Annotated in this window: 16 protein-coding genes; 1 reads left to right on the top strand and 15 read right to left on the bottom strand. The window is 60.3% G+C overall.

Going from position 1 to position 13,742, the window contains the following annotated elements; genetic code table 11:
• Positions 1-55 precede the first annotated feature (55 nt).
• The 10 genes from AC2CHD_RS11315 to AC2CHD_RS11270 all read right to left on the bottom strand — a co-directional run bounded on the left by AC2CHD_RS11315 (position 56) and on the right by AC2CHD_RS11270 (position 8,803).
• Positions 56-694 (bottom strand): CatB-related O-acetyltransferase, encoded by a 639-nt coding sequence (locus AC2CHD_RS11315; protein ID WP_484553762.1) that lies wholly within the window; start codon positions 692-694, stop codon positions 56-58.
• Positions 695-861: 167 nt separating this feature from the next.
• Entirely contained in the window at positions 862-1,350 is a 489-nt protein-coding gene (locus AC2CHD_RS11310; protein WP_484553761.1) for an anthrone oxygenase family protein, read from the bottom strand.
• A gap of 164 nt (positions 1,351-1,514) precedes the next feature.
• Positions 1,515-3,332, bottom strand: coding sequence for a membrane protein insertase YidC (gene yidC, locus AC2CHD_RS11305; RefSeq protein ID WP_484553760.1), 1,818 nt, complete (start codon positions 3,330-3,332; stop codon positions 1,515-1,517).
• On the bottom strand, positions 3,325-3,705 hold the full coding sequence (rnpA, locus tag AC2CHD_RS11300) for a ribonuclease P protein component (RefSeq protein WP_484553759.1): 381 nt from the start codon (positions 3,703-3,705) through the stop codon (positions 3,325-3,327). The genes yidC and rnpA overlap by 8 nt, the downstream gene beginning before the upstream one ends.
• Positions 3,706-3,728: 23 nt before the next feature.
• On the bottom strand, positions 3,729-3,863 hold the full coding sequence (gene rpmH / locus AC2CHD_RS11295) for a 50S ribosomal protein L34 (RefSeq protein ID WP_007009688.1): 135 nt from the start codon (positions 3,861-3,863) through the stop codon (positions 3,729-3,731).
• A 216-nt stretch (positions 3,864-4,079) separates the two neighbouring features.
• Positions 4,080-4,706 carry an FMN-binding negative transcriptional regulator gene (locus AC2CHD_RS11290; RefSeq protein ID WP_229447838.1) on the bottom strand — a complete coding sequence of 209 codons (627 nt, stop codon included), beginning with the start codon at positions 4,704-4,706 and terminating at the stop codon, positions 4,080-4,082.
• A gap of 105 nt (positions 4,707-4,811) precedes the next feature.
• Positions 4,812-5,711 (bottom strand): DUF937 domain-containing protein, encoded by a 900-nt coding sequence (locus AC2CHD_RS11285; protein WP_484553758.1) that lies wholly within the window; start codon positions 5,709-5,711, stop codon positions 4,812-4,814.
• A 103-nt stretch (positions 5,712-5,814) separates the two neighbouring features.
• Positions 5,815-7,188 (bottom strand): glutamate--cysteine ligase, encoded by a 1,374-nt coding sequence (locus AC2CHD_RS11280; RefSeq protein ID WP_484553757.1) that lies wholly within the window; start codon positions 7,186-7,188, stop codon positions 5,815-5,817.
• 201 nt (positions 7,189-7,389) lie between these two features.
• Entirely contained in the window at positions 7,390-8,127 is a 738-nt protein-coding gene (locus AC2CHD_RS11275) for a 16S rRNA (uracil(1498)-N(3))-methyltransferase (protein ID WP_484553756.1), read from the bottom strand.
• A gap of 31 nt (positions 8,128-8,158) precedes the next feature.
• Positions 8,159-8,803, bottom strand: a complete 645-nt coding sequence (locus AC2CHD_RS11270; RefSeq protein WP_484553755.1) for a hypothetical protein — start codon at positions 8,801-8,803, stop codon at positions 8,159-8,161.
• Between the two features lie 145 nt (positions 8,804-8,948).
• Here AC2CHD_RS11270 and AC2CHD_RS11265 point away from each other — a divergent pair, with 145 nt between their 5' ends.
• Complete coding sequence (locus AC2CHD_RS11265) at positions 8,949-9,089, top strand: hypothetical protein (RefSeq protein WP_229447843.1); 141 nt, start codon at positions 8,949-8,951, stop codon at positions 9,087-9,089.
• Between the two features lie 30 nt (positions 9,090-9,119).
• Here AC2CHD_RS11265 and AC2CHD_RS11260 read toward each other — a convergent pair whose 3' ends face one another.
• Genes AC2CHD_RS11260 through AC2CHD_RS11240 form a run of 5 tightly spaced genes read right to left on the bottom strand, consistent with a single transcriptional unit; the run spans position 9,120 to position 13,586 of the window.
• Positions 9,120-9,863, bottom strand: a complete 744-nt coding sequence (locus AC2CHD_RS11260) for a metallophosphoesterase family protein (protein ID WP_484553754.1) — start codon at positions 9,861-9,863, stop codon at positions 9,120-9,122.
• A 3-nt stretch (positions 9,864-9,866) separates the two neighbouring features.
• Positions 9,867-10,541: a LutC/YkgG family protein gene (locus AC2CHD_RS11255; protein WP_229447845.1), complete on the bottom strand. Its 675-nt coding sequence runs from the start codon at positions 10,539-10,541 to the stop codon at positions 9,867-9,869.
• A complete protein-coding gene (locus AC2CHD_RS11250) occupies positions 10,538-11,977 on the bottom strand; it encodes a LutB/LldF family L-lactate oxidation iron-sulfur protein (protein ID WP_484553753.1) in 1,440 nt (479 codons plus the stop codon). Before AC2CHD_RS11250 ends, AC2CHD_RS11255 begins: the two co-directional genes overlap by 4 nt.
• Positions 11,977-12,804 (bottom strand): (Fe-S)-binding protein, encoded by an 828-nt coding sequence (locus AC2CHD_RS11245; protein WP_484553752.1) that lies wholly within the window; start codon positions 12,802-12,804, stop codon positions 11,977-11,979. The genes AC2CHD_RS11250 and AC2CHD_RS11245 overlap by 1 nt, the downstream gene beginning before the upstream one ends.
• Positions 12,801-13,586: an FCD domain-containing protein gene (locus AC2CHD_RS11240; protein WP_484553751.1), complete on the bottom strand. Its 786-nt coding sequence runs from the start codon at positions 13,584-13,586 to the stop codon at positions 12,801-12,803. Before AC2CHD_RS11240 ends, AC2CHD_RS11245 begins: the two co-directional genes overlap by 4 nt.
• Between the last annotated feature and the right edge of the window lie 156 nt (positions 13,587-13,742).

The following is a 13,742-nucleotide window of genomic DNA, read 5'->3' as shown; positions in this document are numbered from 1 at the left end:
AAACACAATACTATACCAAAAATGTCAAGTTTAATGATGCCGCCTGGCAGTCCTGTTAGACGGCGTTTTCAAGGGCAACGAGATCAGCGCCGCGTATGGCAGAAAGGTTGCGGCTTATCTTGTCTACCGGCCAGTTCCACCAGCCGATCCCGACGAGGGCTGCGACCGTCTCGGGCGCGAAGCGCAGGCGCAGAACGCGCGCCGGATTGCCCACGGCGATGGCGTAAGGCGGAATATCGGAGGCAATGACGGCATGGGCCCCGATCACGGCTCCATCTCCAATAGTGACGCCCGGCATGATCTGCGCCTGCCGTCCGATCCACACATCATTGCCCACGGTGGTGTTGCCACGGCTATGCTCGAGATAAACCTGGCCATCAAAACCCTCCTCCCAGCCGTGGCCGAAGATATTGAACGGGAAGGTGGAGAAGCCAGTCATCAGATGGTTGGCCCCGTTCATCACAAATGTGGCGCCGTGGGCGATGGCCACAAACTTGCCGATAACCAGTCGATCGCCGAGAAAGTCGAAGTGATAAAGGACGTTTCGTTCCTCAAAACGCTCGGCGCCGACGGGATCGTCGTAGTAGGAAAAATCTCCCACCTCGATATTAGGCCGGGTGATGAAGTTCTTAAGAAAAATGGTTCTGGGAAAGCCCGCCATCGGGTATGGCGTTGCCGGATCAGGTCCATGCATGGGGACCTCCTTGGTCAAAACAGGGGAATAACCCACCGCCTCCGTCAAAACGGCAAAGGGCCGGACCTCAAGTCCCGGCGGCGTGTGCTTCGGTCCCCTTATTTGATCATCGAGGCAACTCCCTTGGTGCAGATGCTGTCCTTAGCGGAAATACGAGAGGACAGCAATCATGACCACTCAACCAGCCCCACCGCATAGCTTGCAAGCGCGAGCAGTGAGGCGACTGCACGCACATGCTTCCACATCACCCATCGGAAGAGATACTCCCGCCACAGTTCTGCCCCTTGCGTTGTTGCTGGCTCAACCTTTGCCAGAGCCTCGTTCATGGGAACGTTGAAAACAACGGTGACGAGAAATGTGCCCACCACATAGAAAAGTCCGCCGAGAAAAAGCCAGATGCCGCCGGATGGCACCAGCCCGAGCAGGGCGAAAACACCAAGCAGGATTCCCAGCGCCGCTGTGCCGAAGAACGCCGCAAAAAAGACGGGGTTGAGCACGGTGACATTGATCGTCTGCATCGCCTGAATGCCTGCCGGAACCGGCATCCGCCGAAGAGCCTGCATAACCGTGTTTGAGAATGCGAAGAAAAACCCGGCCATGAGACCAGCACCCAGCGTGGCGAGCAACAGCGACGCAAAAGCAAGGCCATCAGCCATAGCGATCTCTCCGTTCCACACGAGAATACCCAATTCTTCAGGATCGCGTCAGAAAGGGGTGAGAGGCTCCAGACATTTTCTGCCAAAGCCCGGTGATGGAGATCCATGCGGATGGCAGAGCTACAAAAAAGGCCCGCTTACGCGAGCCTTTTCGATTTTTTCGGCTATTCGGCCGGTTTCGGCTTTTTCTTGAACAGACCAGCCAGATTGTCCCAAAGCTCGATCTTGGCGCCCTGGCGCTTCATGATCACGCCCTGCTGGACGATGGACAGGAAGTTGTTCCATGCCCAGTAGATCACCAGGCCTGCCGGGAAGGTGGCCAGCATGAAGGTGAAGATCACCGGCATCCAGTTGAAGATCATCGCCTGTGTCGGATCGGGCGGCGTCGGGTTCATGCGCATCTGCAGGAACATGGTGATGCCCATGATCAACGGCCAGACGCCAATCATGAGGAAGGTTGGCACGTCATAAGGCAGGAGACCGAACAGGTTGAAGACCGAGGTCGGATCGGGCGCCGAAAGGTCCTGAATCCAGCCGAAGAACGGCGCGTGGCGCATCTCGATGGTGACGTAGAGCACCTTGTAGAGCGCGAAGAAGACCGGGATCTGGATCAGGATCGGCCAGCAGCCGGCGATCGGATTGATCTTCTCTTTCTTGTACAGCTCCATCATCGCCTGCTGCTGCTTCATCTTGTCATCCGCATATTTCTCGCGGATTTCCATCATGGCAGGCTGGACCTTCTTCATGTTCGCCATGGACTTGTAGGACTTGTTGGCGAGCGGGAAGAAGATGAGCTTCACAACGACCGTGGTTGCAAGGATGGCCACGCCGAAATTGCCGAGCAGCTTGAACAGCCAGTCGATGAGATAGAACATCGGCTTGGTGATGAAATAGAACCAGCCCCAGTCGATCAGGAGCTCGAACTTACGGATGCCGCGGTCTTCTTCATAAGCATCGACGACATTGACCTCCTTGGCACCGGCGAAGACCATGAGCTCGCTGGTGGCGGAGGCGCCATCGGCGACCGTGATTTCGTCGGTCAGATAATCGGCCTGGTAGCGCGGCTTTCCGTCGCCCGAATAGGTGTAGCGCGGCTGGAATTCGCGGCCGTTCTGCGGGACCATGGTCACCGCCCAGTATTTGTCGGTGATGCCCAACCAGCCGTCAGAGGACATCGCCGGCGTAATGCGCTTTTCCTCTTCCACATCCGAATAGTCGATTTCCTGCAGGCCTTCCTCGCCGGTCACGCCGATCAGGCCTTCGTGCAGGATGTAGATGCCGGAGGTCTTGGGCGTGCCGATGCGGGTGGTGCGGCCATAATTGCGCAGTGCGACAGGAGCACCAGAAGCGTTTTCCACCGTGTCGGACACCGTGAACATGTAGTTCTCGTCGACCGAGAAGGTGCGCTTGAAGGTCAGGCCCTTCTCATTGGTGAAGGAGAGCATGACGGGGCTCGACGGGGTGAGCGTCTCGCCTTCGGCAAGCGTCCACTCGGTCGAAGGACCCGGAAGCGTTCCGGCGGCCTCACCGCCCACATAACCCGTCTCGACATAATAGCCGTCAGGACCAGTTGAGGGGTTCAGAAGCTGAATGTTGGGTGAATCCTTCTCAACAGTCACCCGGTAGTCCTTGAGGAGCAGGTCATCGAGACGCGCGCCCGTCAGATTGATCGAACCGGAAATGCGCGGCGTCTCGATCTTCACACGTGCGCTGCCGGCAACGGCTGCGGCGCGGTCAAGCGGTGCAGCCGATGGGTTGGTCGAGCCGGGCACGGCACCCTCGCCACCAGAAGGCGCTGGTATATCGCTGATCTCACCGCTCGAAGACGCAGCAGCCGGGGCCGTTTCTGCCGCCTGCCGTTCTTCAATCTGGGCTGCCTGGCGCTGCTCTTCGATCCGGGGGTTCATGTAGAACACCTGCCAGAGCGTCAGGATCAACACGGACAGCGCGATCGTGATGAGAAAATTGCGATTGTTATCCATCGATGTCCTTGCCCTTTCCACGCCCGGCATCGGCTTGTCCGATGCGACGGGAAAGCTCGTCTTTCAGGGAGGCGAACGGCGCGTCAAGCACAGAACGCCGCGCCACGATCACATAATCCTTGCCGGCGGCCATGTCGTGAACCGCATGGAGGCGGCAGGCTTCCTTGAGCCGCCGGCGTACGCGGTTTCGAACCACCGCGTTGCCGACTTTCTTCGTGACTGTAATGCCCAGCCGTGGCGGGTCCTGGTCGCCGCGATCGAGCACTTCCAGCAGAAAAAGCCGCCCGCGTCGCTTTTCACCGCGACGGACGGCCAGAAACTCGGCACGCTTTTTAAGGCGCGCCGGGGGTGGGACGGCTGGCCGGTCCGTCATCTTTCCGGCCTCGCCTCCAAACCTTATGCGGACAGCCGCTTGCGACCGCGGTTGCGGCGGGCTGCGATCACGCGACGGCCGCCCTTGGTGGCCATGCGCGCACGGAAACCGTGCCGACGTTTACGGACGATCTTGGAAGGCTGATATGTACGCTTCATTTGTTTTAATACCGCGGAGTGCGGCCCTTCTTAGTTCTGTTTCAATGAACAGGAGCTTTGCTTTCAGGGCTGGACCGAAGGCACGAATACGCGCCGCCGGACGCAAGGCCCAAGCGTGGCCGGGCTTATAGGAGCATGGATGCGCAGAGTCAATCAAAACGGCGCGAATGCGCGGCCATCGCGGCAAGGGGTCTCACCCTGTCCGGAAAACAGGCATCAGTCCTGTGGTATCTGCGCTGCCGCAAGCCGTTCGTCCGGATGCGCGCTCGCGGAAAGCCCGGCAGCAACACCTGCCCTGTCGGCGGCACTGCGATTCTGGCTCATCTTGCGCTTGCCCTCAAGGCTCGTGATGGCAAGACGCAGCCCGACGATCCCGCGCAATTGACCTTTGATGAACTTTTCAGGTGCATCCGAGACGGACCAGACTTCCGGGCGACCCGCCTCGTGCAGGGCCGTCAGGCGCTCAACCACGCTGCGCAGCCTCCCCTCATCCTCGAAAAACTCGATCGGCCCGCGTGCCTGAACCACGGTGTAGTTCCAGGTGGGCACGACCTTCCCATGCTCCTTCTTGGAGGCATACCAGGATGGGGTGACATAGGCGTCGGGGCCCATGAAAATCGCCAGCGCATCGCCCGCCGGCGTGTCCTTCCACTGCTCGTTGGCGCGCGCCAGATGGCCATAGAGCGTGCCATAGGGGCCTTCGGTCTCATCAAGAAACAGGGGCAGAGGGCTTGCATGAAGTCCGTTCGCACCGGATGTCACCACATTAGCCAGCCGCGCTGCCCGCATCAGCTCATGAAGCGCGGGCAGTTCTTCCTCGCGAAAGGCGGGTGGACAATACATTCGGGTTCGTCTCCCTGAAAAACACCTGACCCTAGCGCGCACGAAGGAGTGGAAAAAGGCAGAGAACCGCCTTGCCCAACAAGAAAACCTCTGTGGCGCAAAGGCCTAGCGGTGCCGTTCCATGCCCTGCCGGAACTGCTCGAAAATGTTTTCCACGCCGCGCTCATAGTCATCACGTGTCTTGCGGCCGGTCTCGAACATCTGGCCGAAGAGATCGTCATAAGGATTGCGGGAGCGGCCACTCGGGTTGGTTTCCGGCTCAGGTTGCGGCGCGGACCGCCTTTGCGGTTCCGGTTGCCCGGCGCCCTGGCCGCCACGCAGGAACTGGTCGAAAATCTCGCCCAGCGGATTGTTGCCCTGGCCGCCAGAAGGGGCAGAACGCCCTGTGGAACCACCACCACCAAACATGCCTTCCAGTATCTGGCCGAGTGGGTTGTCCGACGGGCTCATACCCGATGGCGCGCGCCCACGCGGCTGAACCCCTGACTGCTGCTGGCCCATCTGGCGCATCATCTGCTCCATGAGGTCGCCAAGCATGCCACCACCGCCGGCCTGCGCCTGACGCGGCTGCGCGCCCTGCATCTGGCCCGTGGACTGTTTGAACAGGCCACCCATGAGCATGGACGCAAGCACGGGAAGCATCTGCTTGAGCATATCCTGGCCGAGCCCGGTGGCCTGGGCGGCGTGGCTGGCCACGGCGCGGCTCACGTCCTTGGATCCGAACAGATGGCCCAGAATGCCGTTTCCTTCGGCAACGCCCTGCGGCGAAAAGGCGTTGGCGGCATCCTCGAAATATTTTGCGTGCTGACCCGAGGCAAGCGCACCGAGAAAATTGCCGGCACCGTAAGGATCAGCGGCATTGCGCTTCAGCCCCTGGCTGAAGGCCGGCAAAAGCGCCTCCATGGCTTCCTGTGCCTGTTGATTTGAAATGCCGAACTGCCTGGCGATCTGATCGACGCCGTTCCCCTGACCGGCATTGTTGAGCATCTCGAACAGCGGAAGCATGGGCGTTCTCCTTCATTCAATCGTCGCCGAGCAAGTATCGGACCAATGTTTCAGAAAGATAACCCGACAAATCCGCTTTGTCTTCGCCGCCTTGAGAGGATGCCTAATAGGCCTGTTCGAGGAATACGGGCTCGATCGACCTGTCCCAGCGCGTGTTGAAGGCATTGGCCAGTTCTTCCGCGCTGGTGGTTCCGCGCGCGACGATCTCGTCGAGCGGACTCAGGAAGCTTGCCTCGTCATAGCCTTCAGGATTGAGACGCTTGCGGGCGGAAAGCCCCTTGCGCGAAATGGCCAGAACCTCGCGGGCGATCTCCCGCAAATCGTGATTGCGGAAGCGCGTGGCCAGCCCCTCTTTCGGCACCGCATTGCGCATGGCATTCACCTCCTCGAACGACCAGTCGGCCGTGAGGTCGTGGGCGGCGTCGAGTGCTGCCTGATCATAGAGCAACCCCACCCAGAAGGCGGGCAGCGCGCAGATGCGCCGCCATGGACCGCCATCAGCGCCGCGCATTTCAAGAAAACGCTTGAGGCGCACATCGGGAAAGAGCGTGGAAAGATGGTTCGACCAGTCGCCAATGGTCGGCAGACCATCGGTCACCTCATCCTTCAGCGCGCCTTCCATGAACTGGCGGAAGGTGATGTGGGTGCAGTCATGATAGCGCCCGTCGCGGATGATGAAATACATCGGCACATCGAGCGCCCATTCCACATAATCGGCAAAGCCGAAGCGCTCGGAGAAGGCAAAGGGGAGCAGGCCAGAGCGTTGATTGTCCGTGTCGCGCCAGATTTCGCCGCGCCAGGACTGGTAACCGTTCAATCGTCCGCCTGTGAAAGGGGAATTGGCAAAGAGTGCTGTGGAAAGCGGCTGCAGGCGCTGCGCCACCTGCATCTTGCGGCGCATGTCCGCTTCGCTTTCGAAGTCAAGATTCACCTGGATCGTGCAGGTGCGGTACATCATGTCGAGCCCTTGCGTGCCGACCTTCGGCATGTAGGCGGTCATGATCTTGTAGCGCGATTTCGGCATTTGCGGCGTTTCGGCAAGCGTCCATTTCGGGCTGCCGCCAAGGCCCAGAAAGCGGATGCCGAGCGGCTCGGCAATCTCGCGCAGTTGTGCCAGATGGGCGTTGCCCTCACGGCAGGTCTGATGGAGCGTTTCCAGCGGTGCACCCGAGAGCTCAAACTGGCCACCCGGTTCCAGCGAGATGGCCCCCTGCCCGGTTGGTTCCACCAGGCCGATGATGTTGCCATCATCATTGATTGCATCCCAACCGAGGACGCGCTGCATGCCTTGAAGGACTGCTTTGATGCCGCGCTCGCCCTCATAGGGAACGGGCCGGTTCCCATCGACATAGAAGGGGAATTTTTCGTGCTCGGTGCCGATGCGCCATTTATCCTTCGGCTTGCAGCCTTTGGCGAGGTCGGCGACAAGCTCATCGACCCGTTCGATCGGACGATTGTCAGTTGTGTCACGGGCCATATGTGTCCTCCTAGAGCGCCATGCGTGCGCCTGTACGCAAGAACGCCCTACATTCTTATATTCGCATTTATGCGAACGTCACCTGATGCCACGTGACTGCCAAATGCCAGAGCAAACCATCTAGAACTGATGGACATGCAAACAATTCGCTTCAAGTAAGAATTGCTGATTGGAGCGTCAACCAAACTTGATGTGAAAACATCAATGCCAGTCCCCTACGCTCGCCTGAATGACGGCGAGAGCGGCCACGGCTGCCGTGTCGGCCCGCAGGATGCGGGGCCCGAGCGGAATGGGAGTTACGCATGGCAAGGCACGCAGCTGCGCGCGTTCGGCCTCGGAAAACCCGCCTTCGGGACCGACCAGAAGCGCCAGTTTCTTTTCGCGCACAGCCGAAAGCGCCTGCATGGGATTGTTGGTCGCGGCATCCTCATCACAGAAGATCAGGCGACGATCCGGATCCCATTCCGCCAGAAGCCGGTCAAGCTTTACCGGCTCAAGCACCTCCGGCACGGCCAGAATGCCGCACTGTTCGGCTGCCTCCATCACATTGGCTTCGAGGCGCTGGGTTCCTGGTTTCGCGACCTGAGTGTGCTGGGTGATGACCGGTTGCAAGCGCCCAGCGCCCATTTCGACAGCCTTCTGCACAAGATAGTCGAGCCGCCCCTTCTTCAATGGGGCAAAGCAATAGAGAAGATCGGGATGGGGCGTCTGGGGACGCGCCTGACTGGTCATACGCAGACGCACCGCCTTGCGGTTGGCCGCGATCACTTCGGCATGCCATTCGCCGTCGCGCCCGTTGAAAACGAGCACTTCGCCGCCGTCGCGCATGCGCAGGACATTGGTCAGGTAGTGAGCCTGTTCCCGGCTGGTCTCTACCTCGACACCGGCAGCGAGGGCGGCATCGATGAACAGCCGCTGCAGTTTATAGTTTGCACGCATGGCGGTCTGATGGTGGATCAAGGTCAACGCGTCAAGAGCCGATGCTTGCGTGCCAGACCGGAGCGTAGCCCCCGCTCAGCGCCGAAACGGTCAAGGCTGGTGTCAGCAGCTGAACAACCGGCGGGATCTTTCCCGGTGAAAGGGCGCCGCCGTAGCCCTCAAAGTGCCACTCATAAAACGCTCCGCCGCGCAGTGCATAAGCCCTCTCTCCACATGCGATCATTGAGCCGTCGGGCAGTACCGGCAGTGCCTCTGCAGCGATGGGTTGTGCTTTGCCGGTGACCGCAAACCTTTGTCCGTGGAGAGCTGAGTCAACGTCGGGGGCCTTCATTCCCTGGTCCCTCGTGGCCTGACGCACGCAGGTCAGGAAATCACTGGCCGCCTCGCGTCGGCAGAAGAAGCAGGGGCGGTGCCCCGCAGCAAGGGCTGTCACCTCATCGAGAAAGAAAAGTTCCGTCCAACCGGCCCGGCCCTTGGGGCTGTTTCGCCCCATGACCTCACGCCGGCGCCCCCGGAATTCACAAACGCAGATAATCCAGGACCTGGTCGTCCAGCGGCGGCGCAGGAGCGTTTTTGTATCGGGATCATGGATCACGCCGCGATTGCCGGTAAAAACACCGCGCGCCTGGGTTGCAAACAACTGACCGAATGGGGAGACGCGGTTTTGAAACGCCATGGCCGTTCCCACCTTTTCCGGTGTTAATCATAAACAATGTGAGTATTGGCATATAAATTGTTTCAATCTTAAGCTGTTTGTGTTTATTGCAGCCTGCGCGGCACGGGGAGCCGCGCTTATTGACCTTCAAGGGACTTTTGGTCGAATGACAATCGGGCGTGCAACTGTCGTGTTTCTCATCACTGTCTCAGCCTTCACGCTGATCGGTGCAAGGCTTCTTTCGGCCGGCGCTTCCGGTGATCACCACCCCGTGGACGGCTACGGCATTTCAGCCGCCGTCGAGTAGGTTCAGGCATTCATGCCATCAAGTCACCTGCTATCCGCAGGCGACTTCGATCAATCTCTTTTCCCGCCCTTCCATCCTGAGCGCCGTCAACCGGCCGCTGTGCCATGCGCCGGTATCAAGGTTGATGCGGTTCTTGCAGAGTTCCGGCGCCCGTACTGGCGTGTGACCATGCACGATCAATTTGGGATGCAGCTCATCGAATGCGTGGAACTCCTTCCTGATCCAGACGAGATCGTCCGCCGATTGAGCCTCCAGGGCGATGCCCGGGCGAATGCCGGCGTGGCAGAAGAAGAAATCACCGAAAGAAACTGAATGAGGCAGCGTGGCCAGAAACGCTCTGTGGCGCTGCGGCACGGCACGGACCAAAGCGGCGTGGCCCGGCATCATTTTCTCGCGTGATGTCAGATCGATCTCAACACCATAGGACAGCGCCGTCTCGAAACCACCATTGCAGGCGAACAGGCCGAACGGGTCTGGGTTCGAGAGAAAGTCGAGAAAGCCCAGATCGTGATTGCCAGCAAGAGCGATGACGCGCGGGTCGCGTTCGCGCAGATTGGCGAGATATTCGATCACACCGCGTGAATTCGCACCGCGATCAACATAGTCGCCCAGATAGATGATGCGCCAGTCAGCGGGGCGGTCATGAAGGATTTCCTCCATGAGCCGCGCATGCATTGCCGCCAGCAAGTCATGCCTGCCGTGAATGTCTCCGACCGCGTAGAGGCGCAGGCCATGGGGCGTCGAAGCCTCATCATATGAGACCCCGGCGGCCATTCTTCACCCGTCGACGACGATGAGGTGCAGAGCGCGCGGCCCATGTGCACCGAGCAGCATGGTCTGCTCGATGTCGCCGGAGCGCGATGGTCCGGTGATGAGGTTCAGCAGTCTTGGCATGTCACCTCTACCATATTTGCGCCTGAGGCGGGAAATCACCGTTTCAAGATCACCGGCAATGTCCTTTGCGTCAATGACGATGATGTGGTGATCGGGCACGAAGTTGACAGTGGTCGGATTGTCCTTGCCCGAAGGCAGGGCGACCGTGCCCGTTTCCGCGACGGCGGCAAATGCATGGCTCACACCGACCTCGTCCGCGGGGTCAGCTCGTCCAAGCTTCACCTCAAGCGATTTCTGGCTGGCCCAGTCCATGCGCTTGAGACGCCTGTCGTCGCCCATGCGGACGGAAGGCGCCAGGTTCTTGGAGCGCAGATAGTGGGTCACGGCCTTCGGCACATCATCTGACTTTTTCACGCGCTCCACCGTGGCCGTGACGGCCTCGGCCATGCGGCAGAAAAGAGCAACGCGCTCTTCGCCATCCACCTGCCCGCGGGCCGGAATGAGCCCGCGCGGCGTCTTTGCAAGGCGCTTTTCGACGGCTTCGCGCCGTGCAGCGTCATCGGTGGAAACGGACGCCGCCGCCCGCAGCTTGCCAAGAATGGCCTCGCGCCCGCTCATGCTGACGTCCCTCCCTGCTTCAAGGTCTCGCGGTCACGCCATTGCTGCATGAAGGTGCGGCTCTCGGGCGCGGGAAGATCGCGGTGTCGTGTCCAGCCCCCGGCAAAGGGAAGCGAGCGGAACCAGCGGCGACGCCCTGCAAGGCCGGAAAGCGCCGGGATCGCCATGGAAGTGGCAAGACGATAAAGCCCTGGTCGGCGGGCGAAGAAGGCCCAGAAACCGAGGCCGAAACGCTGGGTCGCCGGATTGAGCCCGCGCTCGAATTCGCGTTCGCGCCAATGCCGCATCATGCGCGGCAGCGGGATCTGCATGGGACAAACGGATTCGCAGCGCCCGCAGAAGGTGGAGGCGTTGGGCAGATGCCCCGCCTTGTCGACGCCAACCAGCGAAGGTGTCAGCACCGAGCCCATCGGCCCCGGATAGACCCAGCCATAGGCATGACCGCCAACCGCGTGATAGACGGGACAATGGTTCATGCACGCGCCGCAGCGAATGCAGCGCAGCATCTCGTGGAACTCCGTGCCGAGCATGGAAGACCGGCCATTGTCGAGCAGGATGACGTGATATTCGTCCGGCCCGTCGGGATCGTCCGGGCGGCGCGGTCCGGTGGATAGCGTGGTGTAGACGCTCATGTCCTGACCGGTTGCTGAACGGGCGAGAACGCGCAGAATCTGGCTCGCGTCCTCCAGCGTCGGCACGACCTTTTCGATGGAGGCAACGACGATGTGGACGCGCGGCAGCGTCTGCGTGAGATCGCCATTGCCCTCATTGGTGACAATGATGGATGTGCCGGTTTCGGCGACAAGGAAATTCGCGCCTGTAATGCCCACATCGGCCTGAAAATATTGCGGACGCAGGATATGCCTCGCTTCACCGAGAAGGGACTCGGGCTGCGAGAGATCGCGCCCAGCCGGGAGCTCGGTGTGAACGCGACGGAAATCTTCCTCCACCTGCTCCTTGTTCAAATGCAGGGCAGGGCCGATGATGTGGCTTGGATGCTCGCCACGCAGCTGGATGATGTATTCGCCGAGATCGGTCTCGACCGGACGGACACCTTCCTTCTCAAGGAAATCGTTGAGTGCGATCTCCTCGGTGATCATCGACTTGCCCTTGGTGACGGTTCGTGCGCCCGCCGCGCGACAGATGCTCAGAACCGCCTGTCGGGCATCCTCGGCCGTTTCGGCCCAATGCACCTGGCCGCCCGAGGCAATCACCTTGCGCTCATAGGCTTCCAGATAGAGATCGAGATGTTCGAGCGTGTGATCCTTGATCGCGCGGGCCGAAGAGCGAAGATCCTCGAATTCCGGCAGTGCATCGACCGCTTTCTTTCGCTTGCCGACGAAACCGATCTTCGCCTTGCCCATGGCGCGCTGCAATTGCTCATCGGCAATCGCCTTGCGCGCCTTCTGCTTGAACTGTGGAGACTGGATTTCCATCAGCGCCCTCCCCCGCCGATTGCCGGCTTGTCTGTCATGCCGGCCAGAACCTCGGCCACATGGCGAACCTCAACCCTGCTGCCCTGCCGATGAAGCTTGCCGGCCATGTTCATGAGACAGCCGAGATCACCGGCAAGCAGCGTATCGGCGCCGGCACCCTCGATGCTGGCCGTCTTTTCCTCGACAATCTTGTTGGAAATGTCGGGATATTTGACACAGAACGTGCCGCCAAAGCCGCAGCAGACATCCGAATTCTGCATTTCCTTGAGCTCCAGCCCCTCAACCGAAGACAGAAGCTTTCGCGGCTGTTTCTCAATGCCGAGCTCGCGCAGACCGGAACAGGAATCGTGATAGGTGACACTGCCCTCGTGGCGGGCCGGCACTTCTGTGATGCCGAGCACATCGACCAGAAAGCTCACCAGCTCGTGCACGCGGCCGGAAAAGGCCTCCGCCCTCGCCTCATAGGACGTGCCCTTGAGAAGCGAAGGATAATGTTTCCTGAGCATGCCCGCACAGGAACCCGATGGCGCGACCACATAGTCGAAATCCTCGAAGGCCTCGATGGTCTGGCGCGCGATGGCCGCGGCATCTTCCCGATCGCCGGAATTATAGGCCGGCTGGCCGCAGCAGGTCTGTGCCATGGGCACCTCGACGGTGCAGCCTGCCTCTTCCAGAAGCTTGACGGCGGCAAACCCGACAGTGGGCCGGAACAGGTCCACCAGGCAGGTGACGAAAAGGCCGACGCGCTTGGGTGAGATGCTTTCTTCTTTCAACGGTTCTTCTTTCGCTGGCTTGAATTTCTCGGCAGAGCCGGTTCGCTCGCTCATTGCTGCAAGGTTTCCCCGCCACGCTGATGAAGCCGCAGGCGCGAAATGCGCTGCCAGTCATCCGTGCGTTCGGCGTGAAAGGTGGCCTTTTCGACGAAATCGATATGCGCGATCGCAGCCGCCCTTGCCGCTTCCGGATCGCCGGCGGCAATTGCCGCATGGATCGCGCGATGCTGGGCAAGGAGCGTGTCGCGGGCATCAGGCAGTTCATAGATGCGGGCGCGGTTCAGGAAGACCCCATCGGCGAGCAACCGGTAGCAGGCGCGCAGCGTGTGCAGGAGCACAATGTTGTGCGCGCATTCGCCCACTGCATTGTGAAATTCCACGTCACAGGCCGCTTCCGCCTCAAAGTCCTCGGCTGCATGGGCCTCGTCCATGCGCGTCATGATACCATTGAGAAGAACAATGTCTTCCGGCGTTGCGCGCCTGGCCGCGAATTCGGCGGCCACAGCCTCGACCTCCCGGCGATATTCCAGATAATCAGCGGTGGCCTTGCGGTGCGTGGCGATAAGCTCGCGCACAGGCTTGGTGAACACCTGGCCGATAATGTCGGCCACATAGGTGCCGCCGCCGTGGCGGGTGGTGATCAGGCCGCGCTCCTCCAGCGTTTTCAAAGCTTCGCGCAGAATGGGGCGGGAGATGTCGAGCTGGCGAGCAAGCTCGCGTTCACCGGGCAAACGGTCACCATCGCGCAGGACACCTTCGAGGATCAGCGTCTCGATTTGCCGGACAACGCCATCCGCCGTGCGGGCATGCTCAATTCTGGAGAAGACTGCTTCCACCGGCCCTTGCCGTTCCCGTTGCTCATAGGTTTGTGGCCACAGACTAGCCTGAGTTAATCAAACTGGTCAATTTATTTGTCCAATACTACCCCCTGCAGGCAATTGGCTTCACGCATTGCACCCTGCGCAAAGCCGATAGCATACTTGGGAAAGGTC

Source organism: Nitratireductor sp. ATLC21, assembly GCF_057196525.1.
This window is presented reverse-complemented; position numbering and strand designations above follow the sequence as displayed.